The 1,207-nt window shown below is 46.6% G+C and carries 2 protein-coding genes; both read right to left on the bottom strand.

What is annotated here, in order from left to right:
- Positions 1–341 (bottom strand): LysE family translocator (locus tag ACS8FD_RS15490; protein ID WP_439276506.1); only part of this gene is annotated, 341 nt, incomplete at its 3' end.
- Positions 342–465: 124 nt separating this feature from the next.
- Positions 466–1,207: M20/M25/M40 family metallo-hydrolase (locus ACS8FD_RS15485; protein ID WP_439276505.1), on the bottom strand; the 742-nt coding region annotated here is incomplete at its 5' end.

The following is a 1,207-nucleotide window of genomic DNA, read 5'->3' as shown; positions in this document are numbered from 1 at the left end:
TAGTCAGCTACCACCTCTTCACCTATCTCACAAGCATCACTCATTAAGCTGCCTTCACTAGCATCGCGCCACGAGCTGATACCCAAATAGATAAGATATGCTGCGCCGACTGCTTTAATAACCGTAAGCAACCAAGGGGACTGGCGACTGATGACATCCAATCCAAGCAATGTCGATAATAGCAGTATAAACAAACCAAGGCTTAACCCCGCCAGCGTCCAGATTGTCCGCTTGACTCCATAGTTCATCCCATACTGGAACGCTAATAACATATTGGGACCAGGGGTCGCTGAAATAAAAAACGTACTTGCAAAAAATACCGCAAACAGATGCCAAGACATCAACCAACCCCTACTCTTTTATTTAAAATAAATGGCATAAACGCAAAAGACGCAAAAAATAAATACCGCCATAAAGACGGTATATTTTATGCTACTTCATAACAAAAAAGAACTGCTTACTGCCTTAACTAACCGCACAGCTCTTAAGCAATTTTTGTAAAAACTCATCACAGCGCGCAATCTCACTCAATGCCACGAACTCATCGGCTTTATGCGCCTGCTCAATGCTGCCGGGGCCACAAATAATGGTCGGAATGCCAGAATTGGTAAACTGCCCGCCTTCGGTGGCATAAGCCACTTTATGGCGCTCATTATCGCCCGTTAATGCCGCTATCAGCGTTTGTAGCTCATCATTATTATTATCGTTCATTGCGGGTACGCCCTCTTCCTGTATCAGCTCGATACCGGTTTCAGGAGACCGCGCTTGCATCTGCGCGTTTAGCTCGGCAATTTTAGCTTGGATGGGCGCTACAATATTCTCTTGCGTCATATGCGGTAGATTACGATAGTCAAAGGTGAACTCGCACAGATTGGGTACGATATTGGTCGCTGTGCCGCCTTTTATTGTACCCACTGACATGGTTGAAAAAGGCACATCAAACATGTCATCGTTGTCATCACGCTGGCTAATCTCTTCCGCCAACTCATCGACATAGCCGATTAGACGACTGGCATAGCTGATGGCATTGACGCCCTGTTTGGTCAATGATGAATGCACAGACTTGCCATGGACGCGGCAGCGATAAACAGCAATGCCTTTATGTGCCACAACCACCGTCATATTGGTTGGCTCACCGACGATACAATAATCAGGAGTGATACCGCGCGCCTCAATATCCGCTAAAATCAGCGGCGCACCCAAACAG

It is taken from the genome of Psychrobacter sp. 1U2, from assembly GCF_051847575.1.
Note: the sequence above shows the minus strand (reverse complement) of the source record. Positions and strands in the feature narration are given on the sequence as shown.